General features: G+C 63.5%; 14 protein-coding genes and 1 tRNA gene. 9 read left to right on the forward strand and 6 right to left on the reverse strand.

The features are described from left to right. Positions 1–68 precede the first annotated feature (68 nt). On the forward strand, positions 69–899 hold the full coding sequence (locus tag GcLGCM259_RS08490; RefSeq protein WP_138178085.1) for an acyl-CoA thioesterase: 831 nt from the start codon (positions 69–71) through the stop codon (positions 897–899). A 102-nt stretch (positions 900–1,001) separates the two neighbouring features. On the opposite strand, the gene GcLGCM259_RS08495 is transcribed toward GcLGCM259_RS08490, so the two are convergent. Continuing rightward, the gene (locus GcLGCM259_RS08495; protein WP_054820713.1) at positions 1,002–1,511 is read right to left on the reverse strand and encodes a flavin reductase family protein; all 510 of its coding nucleotides are present in this window, start codon (positions 1,509–1,511) and stop codon (positions 1,002–1,004) included. Between the two features lie 137 nt (positions 1,512–1,648). On the opposite strand from GcLGCM259_RS08495, the gene soxR reads away from it, so the two are divergent. Further along, entirely contained in the window at positions 1,649–2,137 is a 489-nt protein-coding gene (gene soxR / locus GcLGCM259_RS08500) for a redox-sensitive transcriptional activator SoxR (protein WP_138177741.1), read from the forward strand. Positions 2,138–2,195: 58 nt separating this feature from the next. Here the strand turns inward: soxR and ettA are convergent, their stop codons facing one another. Beyond that, entirely contained in the window at positions 2,196–3,878 is a 1,683-nt protein-coding gene (ettA, locus tag GcLGCM259_RS08505) for an energy-dependent translational throttle protein EttA (protein ID WP_138926341.1), read from the reverse strand. Between the two features lie 114 nt (positions 3,879–3,992). After that, the gene (locus GcLGCM259_RS08510) at positions 3,993–4,439 is read right to left on the reverse strand and encodes a single-stranded DNA-binding protein (RefSeq protein ID WP_175419369.1); all 447 of its coding nucleotides are present in this window, start codon (positions 4,437–4,439) and stop codon (positions 3,993–3,995) included. A gap of 194 nt (positions 4,440–4,633) precedes the next feature. Between GcLGCM259_RS08510 and GcLGCM259_RS08515 the strand changes: the two genes are divergently transcribed. Next, a tRNA-Arg gene (locus tag GcLGCM259_RS08515) sits at positions 4,634–4,707 on the forward strand. An 86-nt stretch (positions 4,708–4,793) separates the two neighbouring features. Here GcLGCM259_RS08515 and GcLGCM259_RS08520 read toward each other — a convergent pair. Next, complete coding sequence (locus GcLGCM259_RS08520; protein WP_138926342.1) at positions 4,794–6,479, reverse strand: FAD-binding dehydrogenase; 1,686 nt, start codon at positions 6,477–6,479, stop codon at positions 4,794–4,796. A gap of 92 nt (positions 6,480–6,571) precedes the next feature. After that, entirely contained in the window at positions 6,572–7,522 is a 951-nt protein-coding gene (locus GcLGCM259_RS08525; RefSeq protein WP_138926343.1) for a CPBP family intramembrane glutamic endopeptidase, read from the reverse strand. A 420-nt stretch (positions 7,523–7,942) separates the two neighbouring features. Between GcLGCM259_RS08525 and GcLGCM259_RS08530 the strand changes: the two genes are divergently transcribed. Then, a complete protein-coding gene (locus GcLGCM259_RS08530; protein WP_138926344.1) occupies positions 7,943–9,187 on the forward strand; it encodes an MFS transporter in 1,245 nt (414 codons plus the stop codon). Here the strand turns inward: GcLGCM259_RS08530 and GcLGCM259_RS08535 are convergent. Beyond that, positions 9,159–9,605 carry an Lrp/AsnC family transcriptional regulator gene (locus GcLGCM259_RS08535; protein WP_054820708.1) on the reverse strand — a complete coding sequence of 149 codons (447 nt, stop codon included), beginning with the start codon at positions 9,603–9,605 and terminating at the stop codon, positions 9,159–9,161. The genes GcLGCM259_RS08530 and GcLGCM259_RS08535 overlap by 29 nt on opposite strands. 153 nt (positions 9,606–9,758) lie before the next feature. Between GcLGCM259_RS08535 and GcLGCM259_RS08540 the strand changes: the two genes are divergently transcribed. The 5 genes from GcLGCM259_RS08540 to GcLGCM259_RS08560 all read left to right on the forward strand — a co-directional run bounded on the left by GcLGCM259_RS08540 (position 9,759) and on the right by GcLGCM259_RS08560 (position 14,320). Beyond that, positions 9,759–10,478 (forward strand): LysE family translocator, encoded by a 720-nt coding sequence (locus tag GcLGCM259_RS08540; RefSeq protein WP_138177752.1) that lies wholly within the window; start codon positions 9,759–9,761, stop codon positions 10,476–10,478. 184 nt (positions 10,479–10,662) lie between these two features. Then, positions 10,663–11,433 carry an energy-coupling factor ABC transporter ATP-binding protein gene (locus GcLGCM259_RS08545; protein WP_138177754.1) on the forward strand — a complete coding sequence of 257 codons (771 nt, stop codon included), beginning with the start codon at positions 10,663–10,665 and terminating at the stop codon, positions 11,431–11,433. Then, complete coding sequence (locus GcLGCM259_RS08550) at positions 11,430–12,065, forward strand: energy-coupling factor transporter transmembrane component T family protein (RefSeq protein ID WP_138926345.1); 636 nt, start codon at positions 11,430–11,432, stop codon at positions 12,063–12,065. Before GcLGCM259_RS08545 ends, GcLGCM259_RS08550 begins: the two co-directional genes overlap by 4 nt. Positions 12,066–12,149: 84 nt before the next feature. Beyond that, positions 12,150–12,791 (forward strand): biotin transporter BioY, encoded by a 642-nt coding sequence (locus GcLGCM259_RS08555; protein ID WP_138926346.1) that lies wholly within the window; start codon positions 12,150–12,152, stop codon positions 12,789–12,791. Between the two features lie 5 nt (positions 12,792–12,796). Next, the gene (locus GcLGCM259_RS08560) at positions 12,797–14,320 is read left to right on the forward strand and encodes a class I adenylate-forming enzyme family protein (protein ID WP_138926347.1); all 1,524 of its coding nucleotides are present in this window, start codon (positions 12,797–12,799) and stop codon (positions 14,318–14,320) included. The last annotated feature ends 24 nt before the right edge of the window (positions 14,321–14,344 follow it).

Below are 14,344 nucleotides of genomic sequence, written 5' to 3' on the forward strand. Positions count from 1 at the left end.
GAGTACACATCGTGGCTGATGACAGTCAGAACACCCAGACCCTGCTGAAGCTGTTGGATCTGAACGGGATGGAGGCGCGCACCGACGAGGACATCTTCGTCGGCCATACCCCGCACCAGTCCCGTCCAAGGGTGTTCGGCGGACAGGTCTTGGGCCAATCGGTGATCGCCGCCACGCGCACCGTGCCGGAAGACCGGCAGATCCACTCCATGCACGGATACTTCCTGCGCCCGGGAGATACCCATGTGCCGATCACCTTCGGGGTCGAGCGGATGCGTGACGGGCGCTCCTTCTCGGCTCGCCGTGTGCACGCCTACCAGAACGGCAAACCAATCCTGTCCATGATCGCCTCCTTCCAGGAACCGGCCGAGGGCCTGGAACACCACGACCCGATGCCGCAGGGAGTCCCGGACCCCGAGACCCTGCCGACCACGGCGGACCTGCTGGGCAAGATCAATCACCCGGTCGCCCGCGAGTGGGCCTTCGAGCGCCCCTTCGACATCCGCCACGTCACCGAGCCGATCTACTTCGGCCCCACCAGCGAACGGACCGCGGAGAGCGCGGTATGGCTGCGGACCACCGGGCCGATGCCCGATGACCCGGCACTGCACCGCGCCGCCCTGGCCTACGTCAGCGACTACACACTGCTCGAACCTGTGCTGCGCCGCCACGGGATCGGCTGGACCCGGGAGGACATGAGCGTGGCGAGCCTCGATCACGCCATGTGGTGGCACCGGGACTTCCGGGTCGATGACTGGCTGCTGTACGTGCAGCGCTCCCCGTCCGCTTCCTCGGCCCGCGGGTTGGGCACCGGCAGCATCTATGACCGTTCGGGCCTGCTGGTCGCCACCGTCGCCCAGGAGGGCATGGTGCGACTGCCCGAGGGCGAACTGGACTGAACCCGCGCCCCCACGGGAGGATCGGCGCGCACGAGCGCCGGCGTCCCCGCGTGGGTCACACTAATGGGCCCGGTGTTGACCGGGCCCATTTGCCGTTGGCGCCTACTTGCGCTGTCCCTGCTCCAGGTGCAGCGCGGTGGACAGCCCCAGATAGCGGCGGTCCTGGTACAGCAGGTGTTGATCCGTCGGTCCGTGGAAGATGTCCAGGATCTCGGCCGCGATCAGCCGCGAACCGCCCACCTGCAGGGAGCTGTGCATGCGGGCGCGCATCGCGACCGGCGCCTGGTCGAAGTACGGTTCACCGTTCTCCAGGTACTGCCACTGCTGTTCGGAACTGAAACGCTCCCCATCCGGGCGGGCGAACGCGTCGGCGACGCTGCTGTGCTGCTCGCCAAGCAGGTGAATCATGAAGGTCGGCGACTGCAGAAGTGCCCCGGCCGAGCCCGAGGAACGGGTGAGGGAAAAGGACACGGCAACGGGGTCGATCGACAACGAGGCCAGGCTGGAAATAGTCAGCCCCACGGGCCGTCCATGCGGGTTCGCGGTTACCAGGGCCACTCCCGCTGGATGGGAACGGAACGCCGCACGGAAATCGTCAGCCAGGCTGCTCATGGATCGCTGCTCTCAATTCTTTGAAACCTCATCTTGTCGGCCATCCTAGACCACGGGAATGGGATGGCCGCCTGTCATGAACGATCCTAGAACCTCAAGTAGACTTGAGGTCAACGCGAAAGGTTCGGAGGTGCCCAATGTCACACTCGTCACGCCAGGAGGCCACGGCCGCCGATGAGCTGCTGACCATCGGGCAGGTGAGCGAGCGCACCGGCGTCGCCCGTTCGGCGCTTCACTACTATGAGCAGCTCGGCCTGGTTGGTTCCCTGCGCACCGCCGGGAACCAACGGCGTTATCCCCGGCATATGATTCGGCGCATTACCCTGATCTCCGTCGGAAGGAACCTGGGGATCGCGCTGGAGGACATTGCCAGTGCCCTGGAGCCGGTCCCCCTGGATCGCCGCCCGAGCGAAGCCGATTGGCAGCGCGCCTCCCAGGCCTGGATCAAAATCCTGGAACAGCGCCGCCGCGCCATCGAAGAACTGGAAACAAGGCTGACCGGCTGCATCGGCTGCGGCTGTTTGTCCATGCAGGCCTGCCAGTTGCTGAATCCACAAGACGAGCTGGCCACCGAGGGCGTGGGGCCACGTCGGCTGGCCGCCCAGGAGCCCGGCGCCTGCGATTAACGCGATCCGCCCGCCACCCTTTGACAGGGCGGCGGGCGGTACAACCAATCGGAGAAGATCAGTCGCGGGTCAGGCGGCGGTGGGTGACGCGGTGCGGCTTCGCGGCATCCGGACCCAGGCGGTCGACCTTGTTCTTCTCGTAGGAATCGAAGTTGCCCTCGAACCAGTACCAGTTTGCGGGATCCTCTTCGGTGCCCTCGTAGGCCAGGATGTGGGTGGCCACGCGGTCCAGGAACCAACGGTCGTGGGAGACGACCACGGCACAACCGGGGAAGTCCAGCAACGCGTTTTCCAGGGAGGACAGGGTCTCAACGTCCAGGTCGTTGGTCGGCTCGTCAAGCAGCAACAGGTTTCCGCCCTGCTTGAGGGTCAGCGCCAGGTTCAGGCGGTTACGCTCACCACCGGAGAGCACCCCGGCCTTCTTCTGCTGGTCCGGGCCCTTGAAGCCGAATGCCGAGACGTAGGCACGCGAGGGCATTTCGACCTGACCGACCTGGATGTAGTCCAGGCCATCCGAAACCACTTCCCACAGCGACTTTTCGGGGTCGATGTTCTCACGGTTCTGGTCCACGTAGGAGATCTTGACGCTGTCGCCAATCTTCAGCGTTCCGCCGTCCAGCTCCTCCAGACCAACAATGGTCTTGAACAGGGTCGACTTGCCAACGCCGTTGGGGCCGATCACGCCAACGATGCCGTTTCGGGGCAGGTTGAAGGACAGCCTGTCGATCAGCACGCGGTCGCCGAAGCCCTTCTTCAGGTCCTGGGCCTCGATCACCAGCTGGCCCAGACGGGGGCCCGGTGGGATCTGGATTTCTTCGAAGTCAAGCTTGCGGGTGCGCTCGGCTTCCGCGGCCATTTCCTCATAGCGAGCCAGACGTGCCTTCGACTTGGTCTGACGGCCCTTGGCGTTGGAGCGGACCCAGTCGAGTTCCTCGGCCAGGCGCTTGGCCAGCTTCGCATCCTTCTTGCCCTGAACGGCCAGACGCTCACGCTTCTTCTCCAGGTAAGTGGAGTAGTTGCCCTCGTAGGGGTGCAGACGACCACGGTCAACTTCACAGATCCATTCGGCAACGTGATCCAGGAAGTAGCGGTCGTGGGTAACGGCCAAGACGGCGCCCGGGTAGGAGGCCAAGTGCTGCTCAAGCCACAGCACCGATTCGGCATCCAAGTGGTTAGTCGGCTCATCGAGCAGCAGCAGGTCCGGCTTCTGCAGAAGCAGCTTGCACAGGGCCACGCGGCGGCGTTCACCCCCGGAAAGGTGGGTTACCGGCTCGTCGCCCGGAGGGCAGCGCAGCGCGTCCATGGCCTGCTCCAGCTGGGAATCAATATCCCATGCATCGGCAGCATCAATCGCTTCCTGCAGCTTTCCCATTTCCTCAAGAAGTGCGTCAAAGTCGGCGCCCTCCTGGGACATCTCCTCGGAGATCTGGTTGAAGCGCTGGATCTTCTCGTAGATCTCACCGACGCCTTCCTGGACGTTGCCCAGGACGGTCTTCTCTTCGTTCAGTGGTGGTTCCTGCAGCAGGATGCCCACCGAGTAGCCTGGCGAAAGACGTGCTTCGCCGTTGGACGGGGTATCGATCCCGGCCATAATCTTCAGAATTGTCGACTTACCAGCACCGTTAGGACCCACAACGCCGATCTTGGCGCCCGGGAAAAACGACATGCTGACATCGTCAAGAATGACTTTGTCACCAACGGCCTTGCGGGCCTTGGTCATCGTATAAATGAATTCCGCCATGCTCTTAAGGCTAGTCGCTACCCAGCCCCATTTCCGAATTACCGCGTCACCAATTGGCGCGGGCGGTGCGCAGGGTCACAGGAAGGTTCTGCGCACCGCCTCGGGGAAGCGAAATCACGCGGCATCCGGGTGTTCTTCGGGCCAGTGAGTGACCGTGGGCCCCTCAGGGTTCGCCCTCGTGTCCGGTTGACTGCCCCGGTGGCTGACGCGCTCCTTCTCACCGCCTTCAAAGCGCACGCGGTTGAAGCTCGAGGTACCGAACCTCAGGTCGTGTCCGACCGCATAGGCTTCGACATCGGCGCTGGTTCCCTGCGTGCCGTCAGTGCGCTCGAACTGCCGGATCTGCAGTTTGCCGAAGATGATCACCCGGTCCCCACGCTGCAGGCTTTCCATCGCGTTCTCCCCCAGCGCGCGGAAGCATGAGACCGAAAACCAGTTGGTTCCCGCATCACTCCATTCCCCGGTTTCCGGATCACGCTTCCGTTCGTGGGTAGCCGCACGGAATTTCAAAATGGTGGTTCCTTGGGGTGTGATGCTCAGCTGCGGTTCGGTACCGACCACGGCACGGATGGTTACTAGATCACTCATGGATCAACACTCCTTTGTTGGCTTCGTTCCCGGATTCCCTTACCCGGTCGTGCCACCATGTCTCAGTCATCGATCCGGCGCTGGTGGCGTCGAGCGCTTTGTGGATAGTCGAGGCGGAGGTTGTTTCGTCTTGTCGGGAGCCAATGGGCTAAACTATTTTCGGTCAAGCCTCCATAGCTCAGCTGGATAGAGCAAGAGCCTTCTAATCTCTAGGTCGCAGGTTCGAATCCTGCTGGGGGCGCATCTCACCGAAACCGCCGTCACCTGGATTCCAGGTGACGGCGGTGTTGTTTGAAGCTTCGCATTCAGATCATTGGGGTCAAGCCACTAGGACAGTGCGTTGGACAGCGATCGGCCGGCCTGCAAACCGGAGAACAAGCAGCCACCCAAGAATGTGCCTTCCAATGCGTTATACCCATGCAGGCCTCCCCCGCCGAAGCCGGCCACTTCCCCGGCCGCATAGAGCCCGGGTACGGGCGTTCCGTCGTTGGCCAACACGCGACCGTCAAGGTCAGTTTGGATCCCACCCAGGGTTTTGCGGGTGATGACTCGAAGCCGCACGGCGATTAGTGGACCGGCCTTGGGGTCCAAGATCCGGTGCACCTTCACGGCGCGGGTTGCCCGATCCCCGAGGTAGCGGCGTGCGTTGTGGATGCTCTGGATCTGCTGATCCTTGCCGAAGCGATTGCGTGTCTGCAGATCCCGGGCTTCCACCTGCCGGCGCACAAGTGCATGGTCGATGGGGGTTTGCGGTTCCAGCCGGTTCATCCCTTCCACTAGCTGTTCCAGGGTGCGGGCAACAATGAAATCCTCGCCGTGCTCCAGAAAGGCCTGGATGGGCGCCGGAGCACCACGTGCGAAAAGCCTGTCCATCACCACTCGTCGCCGATCCCCGCTGGTCAGATCCGGGTTCTGCTCTGATCCGGAAAGCGCGAACTCCTTGGCGATGATGCGCTGGTTCAAGATAAACCAGGAGTGATCGTAGCTGTCGATTCCAGGATCCGTGCGAAGGTGCTGAAGGGTACCCATGGTGTCGTGACCGGGCAGGCACGGTGCTCCCATCCGGCGTCCCAGCGCGTCGAGCCACAGGGACGAGGGACCGGGCAGTATTCGAATGCCGTGCCCGGGCCACACGGGATCCCAGTTCTTGATGCCCTCGGTGTAGTGCCACATCCGATCACGATTAACGATTCGGGCTCCGGCGGCCTCCGCCACCTGCAGGCCACTGCCGTCAACGTAGCTGGGCACCCCGGTGAGCATGTGCCGCGGCGCCCGCCCCAGCCGTTCAGACCAATGCTTGCGGATCAGGTCATGGTTGGCCCCGATCCCTCCAGTGGCGATGAGCACTGCCTCGGCCCTGAATTCGAATTCCGCGAGGACTTCACGTGAGGAGCTGACACCTCGCGCCGCACGGTCTTCCCTTAAGACCTGCCCACGCGCTCCGGTAACCGCTCCGTGTGTGGATACCAGATCGGTAACTTTGTGCCGCCCGCGGAACACGAGTTTCCCTTCGTCACGAGCGCGCAGAACCTTCTCGGCAAATGGTGTCGAAACGCCGGTTCCGGTCCCCCAGGAAACGTGAAACCGCGGGACGGAGTTCCCATGCCCCTCGGCCCTCCCGTCGCCTCGCTCTGCCCACCCGACAAGGGGAGTCAGCTCGATGCCTTGGCGGCGTATCCATTCCCGCTTCTCACCGGCAGCGAATTCCACATACGCCCTGGCCCACTGCTCGGCCCATTTGTCTTCATCGTCAAGACGGTCAAATTGGGCACTCGACGTCCAATCGCTCCATGCAAGATCCAGCGAATCCCTGATTCCGAGCCGACGCTGTTCGGGCGAGTCAACCAGAAACAACCCGCCGAACGACCAGTGCGCCTGGCCTCCCAGGTTCGCCTCGTTTTCCTGATCAAGGATGAGGACCCGCAAACCCGCCTCGACCGCTTCACAGGCGGCCACGAGCCCGGAAAGGCCAGCACCAATGATCAGCAGGTCCGCATGCTCTGTCTGGTGCACGGTATTGACACCTTTCCCCGATGGGCCGCGCCGCGGCGGCTTTCCTCGACCCTACTGGGTAGTTCTCCTCGTGAGAAGGGTGTGAATCAGTACTAGTCGGCCACTTTGGCAGCGGAGGCCGCGACCTGTTCGGCGTCCAGCATCGACTCGGTGCCGCGCCCGGTAGTGCGGGTGTGTGAGCGGAAAGCTCCACAGAGGATCATGAGCCCGATGACCACGGCCGGAAGAATCCAACCGGTCCACCCGGAGATGGTCATGCTGGTGGGGTCAAGGAATCCACCGAATGCCAGGAAAAGCACGCCGAAACCGACGCTGGCGTTGAACACTCCATGAGCCAGCGCTGCTGGCCACACCGAATTGCTGTACAGGCGCAGCCAGCCGAGCAGCGCACCGAAGACGATGCACATTCCGGACATGCAGGCGATCGCTACCGGCCCCGAGGAGTACGGGTAGTTGTACCCCAGCAGCAACAGGGGTGCATGCCAGACGCCCCAAACCACCCCAGAGATCAGAATCGCCGGAACGGACCCCAGGCGCAGCAGCCGTGGAAAGAGCCACCCGCGCCACCCGATTTCCTCCCCCAGCGCCGGTATCGCGTTGAGGAATCCTCCCATCACCGCAAAGCCCAGTTGGGTCCAGAGGAATTCGCTCGCGCCAGTGCGTCCGGCCAGAATTCGCACCGTCGTCAGGTGCTCGAAATCTGCCGGGTAGACACCCAGCAGGTCACCGACGAACAACGCCTGGAAGATTAGCGCCAGCGGGATCACGATGGCCAGCAGCACGCCGAAGAGAAAACGGCCCAGGGGACGGACGGGCCACAATCCCACGTTCCTCGCAAAGCCGCGCAGGCGTCGCTGAAAGGCGCTGACAATCACTGCCGCCACGGCCGGAGTCCACATCATGACGACCGCGATCCAGGTGAACTGCGGGTGCTGCAGCCCCGGCCCCAGCCAGAGCGGAAGCGCAACGAGCCAGGCCAGCCCCATGCTAAGAACGACATACCAGAGCACGGGAACAAGCCAGTGTACTTGACGCTGCTTCATTTCATCTCACTTAGACAGGGGCACGAGTTCGATCTTGCACCTAGTCAACCAGATTCGGAAGCAGCAAGGAGCAACGCCGTTGGAACCACGGCGCCAATCCCTGCGCTGTGCGTGCGCGCCGGAGCGCTCGTCCCGCGAAGCGAATGGATTCCATTACTCCCGCCTTCGCGTCGGTAAAGGACGCACGCCTGCCGCGCATGCCAGAGTGCGGCAGGAGCCGCGGCTCTTTCTCGCGACTAACCACTTCGAAAAGTGATGCAGATAACACCAGCGTGAGGAAATTGCGAAGTGGAGCTGTGAGTTGGGTTTGCCGCACCTCAAACATTGCCCAATTGTTGGTCTCCCCGGGAGCCGTCTGTTGATACATCAGCAATTGAGGGGATAAAATCAAAGTACTGTAGATATTTGGAGGTTTCTCTCATGGCCATCGCCGCCAAGCCAGCCAGCCGGTTTACCGGCGAACGCCTGGGCATCAGCCTGGTGTTCTTTTTGGCCGGGCTTTGGTATGCCTCCTGGGTGGGCCGGCTATCGGTCATCGGCGACGTATTTGACTTCTCCAGCAGTGGGCTCGGCGCGTTCCTAGCGTGCCTGACGGCCGGCTCGCTCGTAGGGCTATCGGTCGCCCCGATGCTGATTCGCCGTTTTTCGATCCGGAACCTTTTGTTCTACCTTCCCCTGGCGCTGGCGATCGGCCTGTTACTCATGGGGCTGTCCATTTCCACCTTCGTCGAACCGGTTCTTGCCTACGTCGTGCTATTGGGCAGCGGAATCATCTTCGGAACTTTGGACGTGGCCATGAACGTCTACGGCGGAGGCGTCGAACGCCGTCAGGGACACAGCATCCTGCCCTCACTACACGGATTTTTCAGTCTTGGAACCCTGCTCGGCGCCGGTGCCGCCACCGCCACTATTAGTCTGCAGTGGCCAAGCCTCTGGCATTTCAGCGTCATCTCGCTGATTATCGCGGCACTGGCGGTCTGGTCCACAACCCTGGTCGCGGATGAGACCCCGACTCCCGCGCCCACTCCGGTCACCGAAGAATCCTGGCCTTCCAACGCGGCAAGCGGAAGATACACGCGATACACGCTGCTGCTGTTGGGGCTGATGGTAGCCGGCCTGAGCTTCACTGAAGGAGCGGCCAACGACTGGCTGGCGGTCGCCACCAATACCGGCCACGGGTTCTCCCACTCCCTCGGCGCGCTGGTCTTCACCCTCTTTGTCGCGGCGATGACCCTGGGGCGCTTCACCGGCGGTCAGATCGTGGACCGCCTGGGTTCGGTGCGGGCCCTGCTGCTCATGGGCGGCATCGGGCTGTTCGGCGTGGCGTTGTTCATCGCCGGAGACAGCGCATGGAGCATCGGGATGGGCGCGCTCTTCTGGGGACTGGGCAGTTCACTGGGCTTCCCGGTGGGAATGTCCATCGCCGCCTCGCATTCCAAGCACCTGGGGCCCCGGGCGGTCAGCATCGTCAGCGGCTTCGGCTACGGGGCGATGCTCAGCGGTCCGCCACTAATCGGGCTGCTCGGTGACCACATCGGCATCCTGCTGGCCCTGTGGCTCCCGGCGCTGGTGATGCTCGGCTCCCTGCTGCTCACCCCAATCGTCGGCAAACCTGCGCGGCGAGAAGCGAAAAAGGTTATACCGGCAGCAGAGCCCGGTCCTTGATGTTGCGCATGACAATGGTGCTGGTCAGCTTCTCCACTCCGGGAAGTTCGACCAGCACGTCGTCATAGAGTTGCTGATAGCTGGGAAGGTCAGCGGCATAAACCCGTAAGAGGAAATCCGGTTCCCCAAAGAGCCGCTGCGCTTCGACGATGAAATCCACTTCCTCCACGGCGGCTTCAAACTGCTTCATCTCCGAACGGTTCTTCAGCGTCACGAAGACCAGCGCCTCAAACCCCAGCCCCACCAACTTCGCGTCGACCACCGCCTGGTAGCCGCTGATAACTCCGCTTCGCTCCAGCTCCCTGATGCGTCGATGACACGGCGCCACGGTGAGGCCAACTTTTTCAGCCAGCGCGGTGGCGCTGAGCCTGCCGTCCCTCTGAAGCTCTGCGAGGATGGCCCGATCCAGCTGATCCATGCCGCTTTTCCTTCCTATGCGCAAATAAATTCTCAATTTCAACCTGCTTCACCTATTATCTTGCGCTAGGAGCGGGTAAAGGGAGAAACTTCGCAAGCACATTTCGGCGTTTTTTGCCTAGCGTTGAGGCAGAACGACCGAACGGAGAAACTCATGGACCCCTCGCTCCTGGCAGGCTTTGCGCTTGTCTCGCTCACCCTGGCGTGCACCCCGGGAGCCGATTGGGCCTACATCATCTCCTCGGCGATCTCCCGTCGCTCCTTCGTTCCGGCCGTGATCGGCCTGCTGGTGGGGTACCTGTTTCACACCGCACTGGTGGCAGCCGGGATCGCGGCGCTGGTGGCAGGATCCCCGCAACTACTCAGCTGGCTGACCGCCATCGGCGCGCTTTACCTGTTCTGGCTGGGGATCAGCACCCTGCGCAATTGGAAGTCGGCCGCATTCCATGACGGACCACTGGAGGAAATCGAAGCAGAAGACCGCCTCGAAATGGCTGATGCTTCCGCACCGCAGCCAACATCCGGAACCCTGACCATGATTCGCAAACCAAAGTTGCGCCGTGCCACCCCGCGCGCCGATTTTGCCAAGGGCCTGCTGACCAGCGCGACGAACCCCAAGGCCCTATTGCTGTACGTTGCCCTGATCCCGCAGTTCATCACCGAGGCCGCCGCGTGGCCACTGGCGTTGCAGACCACGCTACTGGGACTGCTGCACTTCACGGTGTCCATTGGCGTGTACTTCGCGGTGGCACTCGGAGCGCGCATCCTGTTGCGCAGTCGGCCGCTGGCCGCCCGTGTCGTGACCGTCCTTAGTGGGCTGATCATGATCTGCCTGTCCATTGGACTGATCTTCGAGCAGATCCTGCTGAAGTAGGCCCGACCGCAGATTTGTTGCAGCATCCGCCTCCAGTAGGCGCCGGGGCTTTCGGTCGACTTGCAGCCATAACGTGACGATTCTTGAACACTGATCAAGACAATTGAACAGTGATCAAGTATGCTCTTGCTTGACGGTTCCACGGAACCGGGCACAGCCGCCGCAGGACCTCAGGAAGAATCGCATGACACAGCCCCGCACCACCCCGATTCCACGCGAACTCCACTTTCAGGGTACGCCGGGGCAGGACCAGCTTTCCGCACTCCCCCAGATCCCGCAGCTGAGCATCGACCACGTGTCCGTGCAGCGGGCAGGCACACTGGTGTTGGATGACATCAACCTGACCCTCAACGAATCTCGCATTGGGGTAATTGGTCCGAACGGTGCGGGCAAGTCCACACTGGTGCGCCTGCTCAACGGCCTGGTTCTGCCCAGCACCGGTACCGTTCGGGTAGGCGAACTGAGCACCACCCGGGACGCGAAGAAGGTGCGACGCGATGTCGGGTTCGTGTTCCAGAACCCGGCCAACCAGATCATCATGCCCCTGGTCGAGGACGACATCGCCTTTGGCCTGAAGAACCTGCGCCTGCCGGCCAGCCAACGCCGCGAACGAGTCAGCGCCACCTTGCATGAACTGGGGATCAGCCACCTGGCGCACCGCGAAAGCCACACGCTCTCCGGGGGTGAACAACAGATGGTGGCGCTGGCCGCCGTCCTGGCCATGGACCCGAAGGTCATCGTCTTTGATGAACCCACCACGATGCTGGATCTGCGCAACCGCCTGCGATTCCAGCGGGAGATCGCGCGGCTGCCGCAACGCTGCCTGGTGGTCACCCACGACCTGGAGCTGCTCGAGGACTTCGACCGGGTGCTCGTGGTCACCGACGGCGGCATCGGCTTCGATGGCCCCCCGTCCGCAGCGGTGCAGTACTACCGCGACTGGAGCGCCCAATGATAACGGCCCACAATGACTCATGGCTTGGCCAGGTGCCCGCCGGCGCGAAATTCCTGGTGCTGCTTCTGGTGAGTATCGGCCTCTACCTGATCCCCAGCTGGCGCGTCCTGGCGGCCGCCCTGGTCGTGGCGGTACTCCTGATGCTCTCCGCCCGGGTGCCGTTGCGCAGCCTGAGACTGCCGCTAATCACCTTGGTGATCATCGTGGGGCTGGTCTTTGTGGTGATGGGGCTGCAGACCGACTGGAACCAGGCCGCGGTGGCGGCTCTGCGCCTGCTCACATTATGCCTCTGCGCCTATACGGTCAGTCTCACCACGACGTTCGACCAAATGCTCGAACTGTTCCAGCGCATTGTGGCGCCGCTGCGCCACGTCGGCGCGAATCCGGCGCAGATCGCCCTCGGGTTGGCCCTGGCCATCCGCTTCATCCCCGAACTCAAGCGCATTTACCTCGAAGTACGCGAGGCCCAGCACGCCCGCGGACTGGGCAACAACCCGTTGGCCGTCTCGGTCCCACTGGTCATCCGGGCCCTGCGGGTTGCCGATGAGACCGCCGAAGCCCTCGACGCCCGCGGCTATGACAGCGTCGAGGCGGGCCAGCAGGCCCGAACTCGCCCACAACGCCACGCATAGCCGGCCCGAACCACACCGGCCGGGCCTTGCTCGGCAACCAGAAATTCAGACTCTTCCCATCCACCCTTGATCCAGGAAGCAACAATGAACCGCACTCCTTCAGTCAGAGACTCCGCCAACGGCAGCTCGGCGCGACCGTCGAACCTGCCGGAAAACCCTGGCCGTTCCAACGCCACCAGGGACACCGTTCTGGTGGCCGTGGTCGCGGCCCTGATCGCCGCGATGGGCCTGGTACCGCCGATCACCTTGGGTGTGATCCCCGTTCCGATCACACTGCAGACCCTGGGTGTCATGCTTGCCGGAGCCCTGCTGGGCCCCTGGCGCGGCATGCTGGCCAACCTCACCCTGGTGGCATTGGTGGCCGCAGGGCTTCCGCTGTTGGCCGGCGGCCGTGGAGGGCTGGGCGTCTTCGCCGGTCCGACCGGCGGCTACCTGCTGGGCTGGGTTCTCGGTTCGCTGCTGATTGGTCTGTTGTTCAAGTACTGGGTGCTGCGGTGCCACAGCAAGGGCGCACAGCTGGCCGCTGGACTGGTGTCCACCATCATTGGCGGCATCCTGGTGATCTACGCCTGCGGCATCCCCTGGACCACCATGGTCACCGGCATCCCGATGGGCACCTCGGCCCTGGGCTCGCTTGGCTTCCTGCCCGGTGACCTCTTCAAGGCCGTCCTGACCACCGTGGTGGCCGTGACCGTGCACCGCAGCTACTCCGGACTGATGAAGTAGCACCCATGGATCTGGCCGCCACCCTTTATCAGCGTGCCCTAACGGCTCCGCAACAGCCGGCACTGATCGGCACCGAACGGACGCTGAGCTACGCCCGGCTCTACGCCGCGGCCTGCCGGGGCGCTGACCGGGTGGCGGCCGCCACCGGCAGCAAGATTTCCGAGGACCAGCTCCCGCCCCGGGTGGGCCTGTTGGCCTTCGAACCGCTGCACGCCATCACCGGGTTCTACTCATTGGTGCTGGCGGGGATCAGCGCCGTGGTGCTGGATCCGGCCTGGCCGGCATCCCGCCTGGGAGCCGTGCTCCGCCAGCTGGATCTGCGCCACGTGCTGTGTGACGCGGCAGGCGCCCAGGCGCTGCAGCAGGCAGCCGTCCCCGGCCTGATGCGGTTGCCCATTGACTTGTCCGAAGATGAGCCAGCGTCCCTACTGGCCCCACCGCACATCGATGCGGACCGTGAATTGCTGGTCGTCTTCACCTCGGGTACCACCAGCTTGCCCAAGGCGATTTGCCGCACCCGCCACTCCTGGCAGGCCAGCGTCCGGTTGGGCAGCAAGATCCTTCACGCCACCGCCGGAGAAATCAGCCTCATTCCCGGGCCGCTGGCCCATGGACTCAGCCTCTACGCGGTCGTGGAAAGCCTTACCACCGGAGGCACGGCGCTGCTGACCGGACGCTGGATGCCACGGCAGGTACGAGAACTGCTCGAATCCCACCGGTGCACCCGCGTGGTGGCAGTTCCCTCCATCCTGCGCCGACTACTGGAGCAGTTTGATCCACGGCTGCTGGAGGGCCTGCGCTACGCGATCAGCGGCGGGGAAAACCTGCCCGCGCCCCTGCGCCGCCGGCTGCAGCAGCTGCCCGGCCTCGAGGACGTCGTGGAATACTACGGCACAAGCGAACACAGCCTAATCGCCTACCGCAGCACCACCACGGCGCAGCGTAATGCCTCCACCGGATTCGCCGGCACTCCATTTCCCGGCGTCCAGTTGCACATCGCCGCACCGGATCAAGAGACCGGCATCGGGGAAATCTACGTGCACAGCCCCCTGCTGGCCAGCGGATACCATCCCAGCGGTCAGGAACGCTTCCGCTGGGACGGCAACCGGCTCAGCGTCCGGGACATGGGCCGGTTTACGGACGGGACGCTGTTTGTCCTCGGGCGGGCCGGAGGAATGCTGAACCTGGGTGGCAACAATATCCACCCCAGCGAAATCAGCCAGGCCATGGCCGCCGCACTGGGGCTGGCCCATGTCGAGGTTCTGCTGCATGAGGAGCCTGAAGCGGCTCCCCGGCTGATCGCGGTCATCCAGCGAGACGAGCTCTGCCCCACCCTGGATGCGCAGGAAATCCGCGCCCGGCTGGCGGCGGTCCTGCCGACCTACAAGATCCCGCACGAGCTGCGGTGCGTCGACACCTGGCCGCTGACCAGCAGCGGCAAGATCGCGGTCGGGCGGCTTTCCGACGTCTGGTCGCCCGAGGGCGCGGTGCTGCTGCGGGCGCCGGCCAACAACACGGTACGGGCTTAGGTTTGCGGCGCACGCGCGTGAAGC

The organism is Glutamicibacter creatinolyticus (assembly GCF_006094275.1).
In the GTDB taxonomy this organism is placed as follows: domain Bacteria; phylum Actinomycetota; class Actinomycetes; order Actinomycetales; family Micrococcaceae; genus Glutamicibacter; species Glutamicibacter creatinolyticus.

Bases quoted from the DNA above. Each gene is read 5' to 3' on its own strand.
- GcLGCM259_RS08490 (WP_138178085.1), top strand. From the start codon at position 69: ATGGAGGCGCGCACCGACGAGGACATCTTCGTCGGCCATACCCCGCAC.
- GcLGCM259_RS08495 (WP_054820713.1), bottom strand. From the start codon at position 1,511: ATGAGCAGCCTGGCTGACGATTTCCGTGCGGCGTTCCGTTCCCATCCA.
- soxR (WP_138177741.1), top strand. From the start codon at position 1,649: ATGTCACACTCGTCACGCCAGGAGGCCACGGCCGCCGATGAGCTGCTG.
- ettA (WP_138926341.1), bottom strand. From the start codon at position 3,878: ATGGCGGAATTCATTTATACGATGACCAAGGCCCGCAAGGCCGTTGGT.
- GcLGCM259_RS08525 (WP_138926343.1), bottom strand. From the start codon at position 7,522: ATGAAGCAGCGTCAAGTACACTGGCTTGTTCCCGTGCTCTGGTATGTC.
- GcLGCM259_RS08530 (WP_138926344.1), top strand. From the start codon at position 7,943: ATGGCCATCGCCGCCAAGCCAGCCAGCCGGTTTACCGGCGAACGCCTG.
- GcLGCM259_RS08535 (WP_054820708.1), bottom strand. From the start codon at position 9,605: ATGGATCAGCTGGATCGGGCCATCCTCGCAGAGCTTCAGAGGGACGGC.
- GcLGCM259_RS08540 (WP_138177752.1), top strand. From the start codon at position 9,759: ATGGACCCCTCGCTCCTGGCAGGCTTTGCGCTTGTCTCGCTCACCCTG.
- GcLGCM259_RS08545 (WP_138177754.1), top strand. From the start codon at position 10,663: ATGACACAGCCCCGCACCACCCCGATTCCACGCGAACTCCACTTTCAG.
- GcLGCM259_RS08550 (WP_138926345.1), top strand. From the start codon at position 11,430: ATGATAACGGCCCACAATGACTCATGGCTTGGCCAGGTGCCCGCCGGC.
- GcLGCM259_RS08555 (WP_138926346.1), top strand. From the start codon at position 12,150: ATGAACCGCACTCCTTCAGTCAGAGACTCCGCCAACGGCAGCTCGGCG.
- GcLGCM259_RS08560 (WP_138926347.1), top strand. From the start codon at position 12,797: ATGGATCTGGCCGCCACCCTTTATCAGCGTGCCCTAACGGCTCCGCAA.